Source organism: Telluria sp. BA11, from assembly GCF_056680305.1.
This window is the reverse complement of sequence record NZ_CM155275.1, coordinates 1,513,937-1,526,999: the sequence shown is the minus strand read 5'-3', so window position 1 is coordinate 1,526,999 and position 13,063 is coordinate 1,513,937. Positions and strand designations below refer to the sequence as shown.

Sequence of the window (13,063 nt, the reverse complement as noted above, 5' to 3'; positions counted from 1 at the left end):
TTGGCGAATCAATCGGTGGCGAACAATCCCTTGACCCAGGATGCGGCGGGCAGCTTGGTCTGGAGTTTGATCTGCGCCGCCCGTTTGGTCAGCGCGTCCTCGTCAAGCGTTGGGCGCGTCTTGAAGCAGAGCGCGACCACATTACCATCGTGCACCTCGGGCAGGCACAGTACGTGGCCGAAGGCGAATTTCATGGCCTTGAGGTTCTTGGCAAAGCTCGGGTGGTCGCCAAACAGGTTGACGGTCATGATGCCGTCGTCGGTCAGGCAATTGGCGCAGGCCACGTAGAACTCGGGGGTGTCGAGCACCGGGCCGCGCGCGGTGGCGTCGTAGAGGTCGCATTGGAACACGTCGAACGCATTGTGGTGTTCCTGGTCTTCGACGAAGTCCAGCGCGTCCATCTCGAGCACGGTCAGGCGCTCGTCCAGGCCCGGCAGCTTGAACATCGAGTTGCAGATGGCGATGACCGATGGGTTCAGTTCGATGGCGGTGACGGTGGCCTCGGGGAACTGACGGTAGCAGAACTTGGTCATCGTCGCCGCGCCCAGGCCGAGCTGGACGATGGCGCGTGGCGACTCGATGAACAGCATCCACGCCATCATCTGCTGCGCATACTCGAGTTCGGGCCAGTCAGGCTTGCGGATGCGCATGGCACCCTGGACCCATTCGGTACCGAAATGCAGGTAGCGCACGCCTTCCTGTTCGGACAGCGTGACGGGCGCGTACTTGGGTTTGCGGGAAGGGCGGCGCGACGATTCGGCCTGTTCGATGGATTTGCGTTTGATGAGCATAAGACTGCCTGATGGAATCGCCCTATTATCGGCGGTTGCGTTCCCACAGCGCAAGCTCGGTCCACGATCCGCACCCTGCATACGACAACGCGGCCACCAGGGCCGCGTGGTTGTTCATGAATGACGAATCTTAGCGCTGGTACTGGCTGTAGGCCTGGCCGTCGTCGTAGCTGTCCAGTGGCTGGACCGACACGCGCAGGCGCACGCGGTTGCCCGGGTCGTTGCGCATCAGCGATGTGTAATTCTGGCCACGGTATTCGTAGGTCACGTTGTAGCCGGAGGTGCGCGACTCGATGGCTTCCACGGTGCGGCATTGCTGCACCGCTTGTTCCTGCACGCTGCTGCCCTGACGGCCATTGTTCTGAACGCGGTCGCCTACCATGGCGCCGGCGATGGCGCCAGCGGCCGACGCGGCCACTTTACCGTTACCGCCACCGATCTGGCTGCCGAGCAGCGCGCCGGCGATACCGCCGACGATCGTGCCGCCCGCATTGCGCTCTTGTTGCACCGGCACTTGCACGTATTCCGTTCGGCACTCCTGGCGCGGGGTGCGGACTTGTTCGACGCGCGGCTCGACGCGCACCACCCGGCCGAAATCTTCAAAGTCGGCAGCCTGTACCAGCGGCAGGGTGGCCACACCCAGGGCTGCGATGATCAGTTTGGCTTGGAATTTCATGATGGTCCTCGTTCAGTGGTGCGACGTTGGTTGAGACAATAAATACAGTCTGCGTTCAAGTCTTGATAGTACGCCGATCGCAAAAACGCATCGAGTCCCCGTGGCAACAAAATGTAACAGCCGATGGCGAGGCGTTCGAGGCACGCCAGAATGAATCCGCCCGATTCGCCTTGTTTTTGAGGCAGTCAAGGTGGTACCGATTCTTACAAATGACTATTCGCAATGCACATTTGGGTTGCTTCCAATACCACAAAACGTTACCCTTACACAAATCATGGACTTATTGGCGTATAGCAACGACAGCGAGGTTAGCGGCAGCAACGCCCCATGGCGTCGCGACAGGTTGCGCGATGGCGCGTTATTGACAGGTCAACTTGAGGAAAAAATGAGTTTGTTGATGAGAGTGGCGCCGAATATTGTGCAAGCGATCCGCGCGTTTAACGTTGGCGATCTGCAACAGGAGGCGGGGCAACTCGGGCATCATTTTCTGTACGCACATTGCGCCAATACGCTCACCAAACAACAAGTCTGCGCCCGCATCGGCGAACAATTTTACTTCCCCAAGCCCTGCAGCAAGAACTTCGATGCACTGCGCAAATGCCTGACCGAAACCGTCCACGAAGCAGGCCCGCAGCCGGGCTTCATCGTGGTGCTGGAGCAGCTGCCAAGCGCCCAGAAGTTCGACAAGGAAGCGCGCGAAAACCTGCTTGACGTATTTCGCGATGCGGCCGAATTCTGGGCCGAAAAGAAGGTCCCGTTCCGCGTGTTCTACTCGTTCGCGACGGTGCCGCCGACCGCCTGAGCGAGGGCCAAGGTCGCCATTTCAGGCAGCATTTGGTGCCCGTCGTTACGGTACAATGCCGGCTATGAAAAATATCGTGATCCTGATTTCGGGCCGCGGAAGCAATATGGAAGCGGTCGTGCGAGCGCTTGATGCCGAAGGTTGGCCAGCCCGTATCGCCGCCGTCATCAGCAATAAACCTGAAGCCGGTGGCCTGGCGTTTGCGCAGGCGCGCGGCATTCCCACTGCGGTGGTGCCAAGCAAGTCGTTCGCCACCCGCGCCGAATTCGACGCCAAGCTGCAGGAAACCATCGACGTCTTCGAGCCCGACCTGGTCGTGCTGGCCGGTTTCATGCGCATCCTGACGGCGCCGTTCGTCGAGCATTATGCAGGCCGGATGCTCAATATCCACCCGTCGCTGCTGCCGCTGTTTCCGGGATTGCACACGCACCAGCAGGCGCTCGATGCCGGTTGTGTCGAGCATGGCGCGACGGTCCATTTTGTTACGGCCGAACTCGATCACGGCCCGGCTGTCTTGCAGGCACGCATTCCCGTGCTGCCGGGCGATACCGAAGCCACGCTGGCTACCCGCCTGCTGGTCGAAGAACACAAGCTTTATCCGCGCGCGGTGCGCCTGTTCGTTGAAGACCGTCTGGTCGTCGAGAACGGTGCGGTGCGCATCGTCGAGCCTGGCTTTGACGCCATTAGTATTTAAAACGCATTGTTTTAAGTAAGCAGTTTACAACCCAAGGATTTACATGAGATTGCCTCCAGCGATCGTCGCCAAGACTGAAGAAGTCCTGCGCGAGATTCTCCGTTTTACCTCCCCAGCCGACGTCACCCTGTCGCGTTTCTTCAAAGACAATCCGCGTTTTGGCGGCCGTGAGCGTGGCGTGATTGCCGAAGCCGTGTATTCGGTGCTGCGTAACAAATCATTCTTCACCGATTTCGCCGGCCATGGCAGCACGCCATCGATGCGTCGCCTGGCGCTGCTGGGCCTGGCCGAAACGGCTGGCATCGATTCGATCGGTGGCCTGACCGAAGATGAAACCCACTTCCTGACCCGTATCAAGGAAGTCGATCGCACGTTGCTGCCAGGTCCGGTGCAAGCCAATCTGCCGCAATGGCTGTACGACAAGCTGGTCGCCCAGTTCGGCGAAGCCGAAGCCCTGGAACTGGCTGTCGTGCTCAACACGCCGGCGCCGCTCGACCTGCGCGTCAATTCGATCAAGGCCGAGCGCGACGCTGTCATCGCTACGCTGCTCGAAGCGCCGATCGTCGCCGAGCCGATGCCGTATGCGCCGCTGGGGCTGCGCGTCAAGCAAAAGCCTGCGCTGCAGAATCTGCCGCTGTTCAAGGAAGGCGCGATCGAAGTGCAGGACGAGGGCAGCCAGGTGCTGTCGCAGATCGTTGGCGCGCGCCGCGGCGAGATGGTGGTCGACTTCTGCGCCGGCGCTGGCGGCAAGACGCTGGCACTGGGCGCACTGATGCGCAACACCGGGCGCCTGTACGCGTTCGACGTGTCCGAAAAGCGCCTGGCCAAACTGAAGCCGCGTATGGCGCGCAGCGGTTTGTCGAACGTGCATCCGGTGCTCATCGCGCACGAGCGCGATGCCAAGGTCAAGCGTCTGGCCGGCAAGATCGACCGCGTGCTGGTCGATGCGCCATGCTCGGGCCTGGGCACCTTGCGCCGCAATCCGGACGTCAAGTGGCGCCAGCAACTGGGCGCGATTGCCGAGATGCAGGAAAAGCAAGCCGCAATCCTGGACGGTGCTGCGCGCCTGGTCAAGAACGGTGGCCGCCTCGTGTATGCCACCTGCAGCCTGCTGAATGAAGAAAACGACGTCATCGTCGAAGGCTTCCTGGCTACGCATCCGGATTTCGATCTGGTGCCGATGAGCCAGGTGCTGGCCGAGCAAAAGATTCCACTCGAAATGGACAAGTATCTCAAGCTCTTGCCGCACAAGCATCAGACCGATGGCTTCTTCGCCGCCGTGCTGCAACGCAAGGCGCTGGTCAAGGCAGCGCCAGTCAAGGCAGACGCCGATCTTGACGCCGATGTGACGGCAACCGACGAAGAATAAGGAATCCCTGCGATGCCCTTGTCCGACCTCTGGAATGTCATGATTGCCGACATCCGCAACCCGGCCCTGTTGTGGCAGGCGCTTGCGATTGTCTTCTGTGTGGCGGTGGGCTGGGGGTTGGCAGGGTTGATCGGGCGGTCGCTGCTCAAGAACCGGGATGAACAGGGCCGCTTGATGCGTGTCGGGCTGGGCGGCGTTGCCCGTGTGCTCGGGCCGCTGTTGACTGTGGCGCTGCTGTCGCTGAGCAAGGTCATTCTGGAACACTTCCAGACCGTGAACCTGCTGCGCGTGGCGCTGCCGCTGTTCGTGTCGCTGGCAGTCATCCGCACCTTCTTCTACCTGCTGCGCCGTGCTTTTGCGCGCCGTGGCCAGGTGGGCGAGGCGCTGCAGACGTTCGAGCGCGTGTTTGCCTTCACGGCCTGGATTATCGTGGCGCTGCACCTGACCGGCATCCTGCCGGACGTGTTGCGTGCGCTCGAGACGACCATGCTACCGGTCGGGGCCAAGAAAACCTCGCTGCTCGACCTGTTGCAGGGCATCGTGTCGATCGTCGTGCTGATGATCCTGGCGCTGTGGGCCGGCGCCGCGCTCGAAGAGCGGCTGATGCATGTCGAGCGCATGCACTCGTCGCTGCGCGTCGCGTTAGCGCGCGTGGGCCGCGCTGCGATGATCCTTGTTGCAGTGTTGTTCAGCTTGTCGCTGGCGGGGCTGGACCTGACCGTGCTGTCGGTGTTCGGCGGCGCGCTTGGTGTGGGTCTGGGTCTGGGCATGCAGCGCATTGCCAGTAATTATGTGTCTGGTTTCATCATCCTGTTCGAGCGCAGCCTGGCGATTGGCGATCCGATCACGCTCGACAAGTATTCGGGCAAGGTTTCGCGCATCAATACGCGCTACACGGTGTTGCGTAGCGCCGACGGTACGCAGACCCTGTTGCCGAACGAAATGCTGATCACCGGCGTGGTGCTGAACCAGTCGGTGACGAACAAGAACGTGCGCGCTGTCACCAAGCTGGTGGTGTCGTACGACAGCGATCTAGCGGTCGTGATGCCGTTGCTGGAAGAGCAACCCAAGGGCGTTGCCCGCGTGCTTGAGACGCCGGCCCCGAATGTGCTGCTCACTGCCTTTGTCGCCGACGGCTACGAGCTGGAAGTCGGGTTTTTCCTGGGCGACCCGGAAAACGGGCAGGGCGGGCCGATCTCTGAGGTCAACCGCAAGATTTACGCGCTGGTGCACACGGGCGCCATCAAGCTCGGCCATCCTTCGATGGACACGCGCCTGCTCGACGCGCACATCACATCCATGATGGCGCGCACCCCCGAGGGTGCATCAGACGCTACCGAAGGTGGCGTAAAACAGACTGGCGTGGATTTAGGCAAAAATTGAAGACGTGCTGCTGCCGTGCGGCAGTAGAAACACGTAAAATGCAAGGGTTATGCATGTGCGATCTTCCTGATCGACGTCATACAAGCCCTGCCATTGGAGACTGAATGAATTTCTTTAACGACACTTTGCACGCTGTGCTGTCGTTCTTGTCGACTGGCCTGCTGGATTTTTCGGCATGGGAAGTCGTTCTGTACACGCTGGTGGTCACGCACATCACCATCATCAGCGTCACTGTGTACCTGCACCGCCATCAGGCGCACCGCGCGCTTGACCTGCATCCGATTCCAAGTCACTTCTTCCGCTTTTGGCTGTGGCTGACCACTGGTCAGGTCACCAAGGAGTGGGCGTCGATCCACCGTAAACACCACGCCAAGTGCGACACCGAAGAAGATCCGCACAGCCCGCAAACGCGCGGCATCCGCAAGGTGCTGTTCGAAGGCGCCGAGCTGTACCGCGCTGAGAGCAAGGTTCAGGAAACCATGGACAAGTATGGCCATGGCACCCCGGACGACTGGATCGAGCGCCACGTGTACACCGGCCGCAGCATGATGGGTGTGGTCGCGATGTTGGTGATTAACATTGCGCTGTTCGGCATCATCGGCTTGTCGGTGTGGGCCGTGCAGATGATGTGGATTCCGATCACTGCTGCCGGCATCATCAATGGTCTCGGCCACTGGTGGGGCTACCGCAATTTCGATTGCAGCGATGCCGCGACCAACATCTTCCCATGGGGCATCCTGATTGGCGGCGAAGAGCTGCACAACAATCACCACACGTATGCCACGTCGGCCAAGCTGTCGAGCAAGTGGTATGAGTTCGACCTGGGCTGGGGTTATATCCGCATGCTCGAGATGGTGGGCTTGGCCAAGGTCAAGAAAGTGGCGCCGAAGCCAAAGCTTGCAAAGAACAAGGAACAGGCTGACTTCGACACGCTGCAATCGGTGATCGCCAACCGGTATGACGTGATGGCGAAGTATGCGAAATCGGTGCGTCACGCGTTCCATGAAGAATTCGAGCAGCGCAAGCATGCAAGTGGCCTGGAAACGCGCTTCCTTAAAAGCTCGCGCAAGCTGATGCAACGTGAACCGGCCAAGCTGGAGTTGTCGCAGAAAGAGCAGCTGGTTGAGCTGTTCCAGCACAGCAAGGCGCTGGAAACCATGCACAATATGCGCGTGGAACTGGGCGCGATCTGGGAACGTTCGCACCATACCCGCGATCAGTTGCTGCATCAGTTGCAGGACTGGTGCAACCGCGCCGAGGCGTCGGGCATCAAGGCGCTGCAAGAGTTCTCATTGCGCCTGCGCACCTATGCCTGATTCGGTATCAGCGCATTAAAAAGAAACGGCTCCTTCGGGAGCCGTTTTGCATTTGGTCGCGCCCGCACACCAAAGCCGGGGTCAGGTCTGACATTCGGACACGACCTCAGCCTTATCCACTTCCGCAGCCGGGGTCACAGCTGTACAGCCGGGGTCATACAGCCGGTACAGCCGGTACAGCCGGGGTCAGGTCTGACATTCGGACACGACCTCAACCTTAGCCACTTCTTGTGGTGTCTCGCCCATCGTTAGCACGTAGCAGTTCCAGCTATTTTCGACCATGCGACTACTTGACTGTCGAGATCGTGTCCGAATGTCAGACCTGACCCCGGCTTTTTATGTGCATCGGTGGCCAAGTCAGATAGGTCAGCGCGCGCCAGAGCCATTCCGCTGGGCCGTACTGGTAACGTGCCAGCCACCAGTGGCTCAGGCCGATCTGCAGCGCGCATAGTCCCAGCGCAATGCCTACTTGCGCTGTCCGCCCGATGCCCCAGAGCCCCATTCCGTGGGCATAAAACAACAATGAAAATACGAGCGATTGCGTCAGGTAATTGCTCAGTGCCATGCGTCCGAATGGTGCCAGCAGGCGGATCCGTGCCAGCGCGCCATGGCTGTGCAGCATCAGCATGACGGCGCCAATATAGCCAAGCGCAGCTGGCAGACTACCCAGTGACAGCAGGGCGTGGGCAAGATCATGGCCACCATCGTTGACGCCAGGCGGCCGGCCCGTCGCGATCAGGCTGCCAAGCAGGCCAAGTCCGATGCCTAGCGGGATCCCAACAATGGCGAGGCGTTGGTAGAGCGGCTTGTGCTCGGCTGCGTGTGCAATCACACCCGATCGCACGAACCAGATACCGATCAGGAACACGCCCACCAGCAACACCGAGAAACCGACCTCGTCCACCATGCGTTCGTCCAGTTGCTTGAACCGCATTGCGACTGCATCCGGATAGCTGCCCTGCGTCAGTACGACGCGTTCTTCAGTGCTGCGTGCGACTTGTTCTTGGTAGCGCAAAACGCGGCCACTGTCGGCAGGCAGGGACTCGCCATCAGCATGGGCGCTACCAGCGATACCAGCGCTACCAGTGCTGCTCACGCTGCTGACGCCCGCGGTCTGTCCAACGGCAGGCGCAAAGTGCCGCATGCCGGCTTCTACCGCGATCAGACAATAGGTCAGCATCACGATCTGGACGCCGATGCGTAGCGGCTTCTGCTCGGCCGGTCCGCGCCATAAGGCAAGGAGGCCAAGGCCCGTGAAGATGGCGCCCACCGCGGTCAGCATCGTCGTGTCGTCGCCCTTGCTGCCCGATGCGGCGAGCAGTGCCGCCAGCAACATCAGTACTCCAGTACCGATCGTCACCAGCGGAAATAGCCAGGCTTGCCGGGTGCGCAGGTAGAGCGCGACCAGCGACGCCAGGATGACAGGTGCCAGCAGCCAGCCCAGCAGGCCCAGCCCCGGAACCTGGGGCAGCGCAATGCAGGCAATGAGGGCAATCACCAGCACGCGCGCTGGCGCCAGCAGGGCGAGCATCAGCGCGAGTGCGCCGGCCGCATAACTGATCAGGATATCGCCGCTCCACAGCAAGGTGTGGTGCAACAAGCCGATTGCCAGCAGCACGCCGACCCGGCGGCCGTAGGTTGGCGCGAACGGCCGCCCGGCCACGCGGGCGCGCTCGAGCATCAGCGCGAAGCCCATGCCGAACAGCAGCGAAAAGATCGTCCAGAACTTGCCGCTGACCAGGTACGCGACAAGGAACGCCACGAGCCAGTCGAGGCCGTGCAGGCCAGCCGGGATGCCTTGTCCGGATTCGACCACGGGCCGGTTGAAAAATTCGACGTTGGCGATGCAGATGCCGATCAGCGCAAAACCGCGCAGTACATCAAGGGCATCGAGGCGGTCGTTGGCGGGAGAGAGGGCGGGCAGGGACGAGCTGGTCATTCCGCCATGGTAACGCGGACGGTGTCCGGCCATAAAAAAAGCCGCCAGGCTTGCGCCGGCGGCTTTTTGAAAGACAACAGGATCAATTACTTGATCTTGGTTTCTTTGTAGATCACGTGCTTACGTGCCTTAGGGTCGAATTTGGTAATTTCCATTTTCGCCGGCATCGTGCGCTTGTTCTTGGTGGTGGTGTAGAAGTGACCCGTGCCTGCAGTCGATTCCAGCTTGATTTTGTCGCGGCCAGTTTTTGCCATGATAGCTCCCTAATTAAACTTTTTCGCCACGAGCACGCATGTCGACCAGCACGGCATCGATGCCGAGCTTGTCAATCAGGCGCAGGCCGGCGTTCGACAAACGCAGCGAAACCCAGCGGTTTTCCGATTCGACGTAGATACGGCGATTCTGCAGGTTAGGCAGGAAACGACGCTTCGTTTTGTTGTTAGCGTGGGAGACGTTGTTACCAACCATCACACCCTTGCCGGTTACTTGGCAAACACGTGCCATAGTGCACTCCTTAAATATGTTCCAGGACTGGAAAAACGAGAGTATAGCGCGAAAAATGAAGCGGAATCAATCACTTGCGAAAAACAATGGTTAATTAGCGTGGATAAAAAATTTAACAATCCCGAATTCGAGCACATTTGCACGGGTAAGCCCCTGTTTACGCGATGTAATTCATGCCAATGACCAGGCCAGGCGAAGGTAGCAAATCCGTCACAACTGCCCATTCTCGGCAAACGAATGCACATGGCTGCCCGCCACCACGAAATGGTCCAGTACCCGGATTTCGACCAGTGACAGCGCCTGCGTGAGCGCGCTGGTCAGCCGCAGATCCGCGTCGCTTGGCTCGGCCACGCCTGAAGGATGGTTGTGCGCCAGGATCACGGCCGCTGCATCGCGCCGCAGCGCCGCCTTGACGACTTCGCGGGGATAGACACTGGTATGCGTGAGCGTGCCCCGGAACATTTCATCGCAATTGATCAAGCGATTCTTCACATCCAGAAACAGCACGATGAACGATTCATGCGTTCGCAGCGCGAAGTGGCTGCGCAGATAGTGCCGCACGGCTTCGGGCGAACACAGCGCCTCGCGCCGGAATTGTTCGGCCACCGCGCGCCGCGCCAGTTCGAGCGCTGCCTGCAGCTGCGCATACTTGGCCGGCCCGAGCCCGTGCAGCTGCCCGAACTCACCCGCATCGGCATGCAGCAGCCGCTGCAGCGAGCCAAAGTGGGTGAGGGTGTCGCCGGCCAGCGTCACGGCGCTTTTCCCGGCCACGCCCACGCGCAGGAAGATCGCCAGCAATTCGGTGTCGGACAATGCCCCCGGGCCATCGCGCAGCAAGCGCTCGCGCGGGCGGTCCTGCTCGGGCCAGTCACAAATTCCCATCGTGATTCCTCGCCAAAAAAAGAGGCAGCCCGGGCGCAAGCTGCGCGCGTGGCTTACAATAGCGGTTTGCCCCACCGGGGCTGCCCGCACTCATACGAAACGTCGCAAAGAACATGGCCAACGCTGCTCCTGTCGTCAATGAATCCTCGTACCTGACACTGCATTACCGCCTGGCTGTTGCCGGTGGTTCTGATGTGATCACCACCTTCAATGGCACGCCGGCCACCCTGTTGCTCGGTCAGGGCCAGCTCGCGCCGTTCCTCGAAGAGCGCCTGATCGGCCTGCCCGAAGGCACGCACCAGACCTTCGAGCTCAGCGCGCAGGAAGCGTTCGGCGAACGTAACCCCGAACTGATCCAGTCGGTGTCGAAGGCGACATTGGAGGAAAATTCGGTGCCGGGCGCCGATTATCTGGTTGGCGAAGTGGTCGAGTTCAACGCGCCGAAGGGCGGCCGGTTTGCCGGCGTGCTGCTTGAAATGCGCGATGACTCGGCCCTGTTCGACTTCAACCACCCAATGGCTGGCCGGGCGCTCCAGTTCGAAGTGAAACTGATTTCGGTGCTGTAAAGGAAGACTATGGAAAACGAAATTCTGCTTGCCCAGCCGCGCGGCTTTTGCGCTGGCGTGGACCGCGCCATCGAAATCGTCGAGCGCGCCCTGACCCAATTCGGCGCCCCGATCTATGTGCGCCACGAGATCGTCCACAACGCGTATGTGGTGGCCGACCTGCGCACCAAGGGCGCGATCTTCATCGAGCAGCTCGAAGACGTCCCGCCGGGTAACACCCTGGTGTTCTCGGCCCATGGCGTCTCGAAAGCAGTCCGGGCCGACGCCGAAGCGCGCGGCCTGACGATCTTCGACGCGACCTGCCCATTGGTGACCAAGGTGCACGTCGAAGTGGCCAAGATGCGCAAACTCGGCGCCGAGATCATCATGATCGGCCACGACGGCCACCCGGAAGTCGAAGGCACGATGGGCCAGGCCGAAGAAGGCATGCACCTGGTCGAGACCGTTGCCGATGTCGAGAACCTGCAAGTGCGCAACCCGGACCTGCTCGCGTATGTGTCGCAAACCACGTTGTCGGTCGACGACACGGCCGACATCATCGACGCGCTCAAGGTGCGCTTCCCGAACATTATCGAGCCGAAGAAGGGCGACATCTGCTACGCCACCACCAACCGCCAGGAAGCCGTCAAGTTCCTCGCGCCGCAGGTCGAAGTGGTGATCGTCGTCGGTAGCCCCAACAGCTCGAACTCGAACCGCCTGCGCGAAGTGGCTGACAAGATGGGCACGCCTGCCTATATGGTCGACAACGCCGCCGCCATCGATCCGGCCTGGATCGCCGGCAAGAAACGCATCGGCGTCACCGCCGGCGCGTCGGCGCCCGAGGTACTGGTGCAAGCCGTGATCGATCGCCTCAAGCAACTGGGCGCGGCCAGTGTGCGCGCCCTTGAAGGCGTTGAAGAGAACGTCACTTTCCCGCTGCCGAAAGGCCTGGATGGCGTTCGACAGGTTGCCTTCAAGGCGGAAGGCTGAACATTATTTTTCGTTCTGGCAGAAAACAAAAATTAGCTACTGCCGCCATTTACCGTTGTTAGTTTTCCGGCAGCCAAGCTATGATGGCGGCGCTCGGATTTGTCGTAGCGATGTGCTAACCAGCGCGTCGTTCGGCCGCAGACAACGGTAAAGCAGCAGCTTCAGACCTTGAGCGGCACGTCGGGATACCCCGGCGTGCCGTTTTTTGTTATTGCACAACAGGCGGAACGATGGAAACCTTTATCCAACAACTACTGAACGGGCTCGTGCTCGGCAGTATGTATGCGCTGGTCGCGCTCGGCTACACGATGGTGTACGGCGTCCTCAACCTGATCAACTTTGCCCACGGCGACGTGTTGATGATCGGCGCAATGATCGGCCTGACCATCCTGCAATTGCTTGAAGCCTATGTGCCCGGCCTGCCTGGCTATGTGCAGCTGGCGCTCGCGATCCTCGGCGCCATTCCCGTCACCATGCTGGTCAATATTCTGATCGAACGCATCGCCTACCGCCGCCTGCGCAATGCGCCGCGCCTGGCGCCGTTGATCACGGCCATCGGCATCTCGATCCTGCTGCAAACGTTCGCGATGATGATCTGGGGCCGCAGCCCGTTGCCGTTCCCGCAATTGCTGTCGTCCGAACCGATCATGATTGGCGGCGCCATGATTTCGCAGACCCAGGTCTTGCTGCTGGTGCTGGCCGCTCTGGCGATGGGCAGTCTCGTGCTGCTGGTCGAGCGCACGCGGATGGGCCGCGCAATGCGCGCTGTGGCCGAAAACCCGCGCGTGGCTGGCCTGATGGGCATCGATACGAACCGCGTGATCGTCGCCACCTTCGCCATCGGCGCGGCGCTCGCCGCCGTGGCCGGCGTAATGTGGGGTGCCAACTACGCGTCGATCACGTTCACGATGGGCGTGCTGCCGGGCCTGAAGGCATTCTGCGCCGCGGTGCTGGGCGGGATCGGCAATATCTATGGCGCCATGATCGGTGGCCTCGTGCTGGGCATCATCGAAGCGCTGGGCGCCGGCTATATCGGCGACCTGACCGGTGGCTTCCTCGGCAGCCACTACCAGGACATCTTCGCCTTCGTGGTGCTGATCCTCGTGTTGACCCTGCGCCCGTCCGGCATCATGGGCGAACGCGTGGCCGACCGCGCTTAACCGGAGCACACC

General features: G+C 60.8%; 14 protein-coding genes. 8 read left to right on the top strand and 6 right to left on the bottom strand.

The window, feature by feature from the left end; translation table 11 throughout:
• Positions 1–8: 8 nt before the first annotated feature.
• Both AC1MGT_RS06705 and AC1MGT_RS06700 read right to left on the bottom strand, forming a co-directional pair.
• Positions 9–791 carry a spermine/spermidine synthase domain-containing protein gene (locus tag AC1MGT_RS06705; RefSeq protein WP_499503528.1) on the bottom strand — a complete coding sequence of 261 codons (783 nt, stop codon included), beginning with the start codon at positions 789–791 and terminating at the stop codon, positions 9–11.
• Between the two features lie 130 nt (positions 792–921).
• On the bottom strand, positions 922–1,467 hold the full coding sequence (locus AC1MGT_RS06700; RefSeq protein WP_499503527.1) for a glycine zipper 2TM domain-containing protein: 546 nt from the start codon (positions 1,465–1,467) through the stop codon (positions 922–924).
• A 274-nt stretch (positions 1,468–1,741) separates the two neighbouring features.
• On the opposite strand from AC1MGT_RS06700, the gene AC1MGT_RS06695 reads away from it, so the two are divergent.
• The 5 genes from AC1MGT_RS06695 to AC1MGT_RS06675 all read left to right on the top strand — a co-directional run bounded on the left by AC1MGT_RS06695 (position 1,742) and on the right by AC1MGT_RS06675 (position 7,031).
• Positions 1,742–2,269 (top strand): barstar family protein, encoded by a 528-nt coding sequence (locus AC1MGT_RS06695; RefSeq protein WP_229424794.1) that lies wholly within the window; start codon positions 1,742–1,744, stop codon positions 2,267–2,269.
• A 64-nt stretch (positions 2,270–2,333) separates the two neighbouring features.
• Positions 2,334–2,963 carry a phosphoribosylglycinamide formyltransferase gene (purN, locus tag AC1MGT_RS06690; protein WP_258835427.1) on the top strand — a complete coding sequence of 210 codons (630 nt, stop codon included), beginning with the start codon at positions 2,334–2,336 and terminating at the stop codon, positions 2,961–2,963.
• A 43-nt stretch (positions 2,964–3,006) separates the two neighbouring features.
• The gene (locus AC1MGT_RS06685; protein WP_499503526.1) at positions 3,007–4,332 is read left to right on the top strand and encodes an RsmB/NOP family class I SAM-dependent RNA methyltransferase; all 1,326 of its coding nucleotides are present in this window, start codon (positions 3,007–3,009) and stop codon (positions 4,330–4,332) included.
• 12 nt (positions 4,333–4,344) lie between these two features.
• Positions 4,345–5,715, top strand: a complete 1,371-nt coding sequence (locus AC1MGT_RS06680; protein WP_499503525.1) for a mechanosensitive ion channel family protein — start codon at positions 4,345–4,347, stop codon at positions 5,713–5,715.
• Between the two features lie 104 nt (positions 5,716–5,819).
• Positions 5,820–7,031, top strand: coding sequence for a DesA family fatty acid desaturase (locus AC1MGT_RS06675; protein WP_499503524.1), 1,212 nt, complete (start codon positions 5,820–5,822; stop codon positions 7,029–7,031).
• 316 nt (positions 7,032–7,347) lie between these two features.
• Here the strand turns inward: AC1MGT_RS06675 and AC1MGT_RS06670 are convergent, their stop codons facing one another.
• From AC1MGT_RS06670 to radC, 4 genes are all read right to left on the bottom strand, one after another.
• Entirely contained in the window at positions 7,348–8,970 is a 1,623-nt protein-coding gene (locus AC1MGT_RS06670) for a DUF418 domain-containing protein (protein ID WP_499503523.1), read from the bottom strand.
• A gap of 86 nt (positions 8,971–9,056) precedes the next feature.
• The gene (gene rpmG, locus AC1MGT_RS06665) at positions 9,057–9,224 is read right to left on the bottom strand and encodes a 50S ribosomal protein L33 (protein ID WP_005665735.1); all 168 of its coding nucleotides are present in this window, start codon (positions 9,222–9,224) and stop codon (positions 9,057–9,059) included.
• Between the two features lie 13 nt (positions 9,225–9,237).
• Positions 9,238–9,474, bottom strand: coding sequence for a 50S ribosomal protein L28 (gene rpmB / locus AC1MGT_RS06660; protein WP_183555830.1), 237 nt, complete (start codon positions 9,472–9,474; stop codon positions 9,238–9,240).
• Between the two features lie 210 nt (positions 9,475–9,684).
• Positions 9,685–10,356 (bottom strand): RadC family protein, encoded by a 672-nt coding sequence (gene radC, locus AC1MGT_RS06655; protein ID WP_332532486.1) that lies wholly within the window; start codon positions 10,354–10,356, stop codon positions 9,685–9,687.
• Between the two features lie 113 nt (positions 10,357–10,469).
• Here radC and AC1MGT_RS06650 point away from each other — a divergent pair, with 113 nt between their 5' ends.
• The 3 genes from AC1MGT_RS06650 to AC1MGT_RS06640 all read left to right on the top strand — a co-directional run bounded on the left by AC1MGT_RS06650 (position 10,470) and on the right by AC1MGT_RS06640 (position 13,051).
• On the top strand, positions 10,470–10,922 hold the full coding sequence (locus AC1MGT_RS06650; RefSeq protein ID WP_332532484.1) for an FKBP-type peptidyl-prolyl cis-trans isomerase: 453 nt from the start codon (positions 10,470–10,472) through the stop codon (positions 10,920–10,922).
• 9 nt (positions 10,923–10,931) lie between these two features.
• Positions 10,932–11,891: a 4-hydroxy-3-methylbut-2-enyl diphosphate reductase gene (gene ispH / locus AC1MGT_RS06645; protein WP_332532483.1), complete on the top strand. Its 960-nt coding sequence runs from the start codon at positions 10,932–10,934 to the stop codon at positions 11,889–11,891.
• Positions 11,892–12,121: 230 nt separating this feature from the next.
• Positions 12,122–13,051 carry a branched-chain amino acid ABC transporter permease gene (locus AC1MGT_RS06640; protein ID WP_258835419.1) on the top strand — a complete coding sequence of 310 codons (930 nt, stop codon included), beginning with the start codon at positions 12,122–12,124 and terminating at the stop codon, positions 13,049–13,051.
• The last annotated feature ends 12 nt before the right edge of the window (positions 13,052–13,063 follow it).

Excerpts from the sequence above, each read along its gene's own strand:
- AC1MGT_RS06640 (WP_258835419.1), top strand. The coding sequence starts at position 12,122 with ATGGAAACCTTTATCCAACAACTACTGAACGGGCTCGTGCTCGGCAGT.
- AC1MGT_RS06705 (WP_499503528.1), bottom strand. The coding sequence starts at position 791 with ATGCTCATCAAACGCAAATCCATCGAACAGGCCGAATCGTCGCGCCGC.
- AC1MGT_RS06670 (WP_499503523.1), bottom strand. The coding sequence starts at position 8,970 with ATGACCAGCTCGTCCCTGCCCGCCCTCTCTCCCGCCAACGACCGCCTC.
- AC1MGT_RS06685 (WP_499503526.1), top strand. The coding sequence starts at position 3,007 with ATGAGATTGCCTCCAGCGATCGTCGCCAAGACTGAAGAAGTCCTGCGC.
- AC1MGT_RS06650 (WP_332532484.1), top strand. The coding sequence starts at position 10,470 with ATGGCCAACGCTGCTCCTGTCGTCAATGAATCCTCGTACCTGACACTG.
- radC (WP_332532486.1), bottom strand. The coding sequence starts at position 10,356 with ATGGGAATTTGTGACTGGCCCGAGCAGGACCGCCCGCGCGAGCGCTTG.
- ispH (WP_332532483.1), top strand. The coding sequence starts at position 10,932 with ATGGAAAACGAAATTCTGCTTGCCCAGCCGCGCGGCTTTTGCGCTGGC.
- AC1MGT_RS06700 (WP_499503527.1), bottom strand. The coding sequence starts at position 1,467 with ATGAAATTCCAAGCCAAACTGATCATCGCAGCCCTGGGTGTGGCCACC.
- AC1MGT_RS06695 (WP_229424794.1), top strand. The coding sequence starts at position 1,742 with ATGGACTTATTGGCGTATAGCAACGACAGCGAGGTTAGCGGCAGCAAC.
- AC1MGT_RS06675 (WP_499503524.1), top strand. The coding sequence starts at position 5,820 with ATGAATTTCTTTAACGACACTTTGCACGCTGTGCTGTCGTTCTTGTCG.
- AC1MGT_RS06680 (WP_499503525.1), top strand. The coding sequence starts at position 4,345 with ATGCCCTTGTCCGACCTCTGGAATGTCATGATTGCCGACATCCGCAAC.
- rpmG (WP_005665735.1), bottom strand. The coding sequence starts at position 9,224 with ATGGCAAAAACTGGCCGCGACAAAATCAAGCTGGAATCGACTGCAGGC.
- purN (WP_258835427.1), top strand. The coding sequence starts at position 2,334 with ATGAAAAATATCGTGATCCTGATTTCGGGCCGCGGAAGCAATATGGAA.
- rpmB (WP_183555830.1), bottom strand. The coding sequence starts at position 9,474 with ATGGCACGTGTTTGCCAAGTAACCGGCAAGGGTGTGATGGTTGGTAAC.